Source organism: Methylobacterium nigriterrae (assembly GCF_037106235.1).
GTDB lineage: Bacteria > Pseudomonadota > Alphaproteobacteria > Rhizobiales > Beijerinckiaceae > Methylobacterium > Methylobacterium nigriterrae.
The window spans coordinates 1-277 of the sequence record NZ_JBAWTG010000817.1 but is presented as its reverse complement, the minus strand read 5'-3'; the positions used below and the strand labels follow the sequence as shown (position 1 = coordinate 277).

The 277-nt window shown below is 65.7% G+C and carries 1 pseudogene; it reads left to right on the top strand.

Annotated features, from left to right (window positions below):
* Positions 1-28: 28 nt before the first annotated feature.
* Positions 29-277 (top strand): annotated as a pseudogene (locus WDW90_RS39280) (hypothetical protein); the annotation flags it as partial.

Below are 277 nucleotides of genomic sequence, written 5' to 3'. Positions count from 1 at the left end.
CGCGACTTGATCCTATACCCGTACGATCATGCTCTGGATCAGCTTATCCCTGCCGCTTCCTCTGGCCGCCTGTCCGGGGCTGCAAACCCACCTGTTTCGCTACACGCCCCGCCTGACCATGCTCGAGCCCCAACTCATGGCACTGGATCTTGGCGGCAGCCTGAGACTGTTTGGCGGACCTAGGGCGCTCTGGCACCGCATCCTGCAAACCTGTCCGCCAGGCATCCGCGCCGGGATGGCACCCACCGCGTGGGGCGCCGCCCTGTTGGCCCGACAG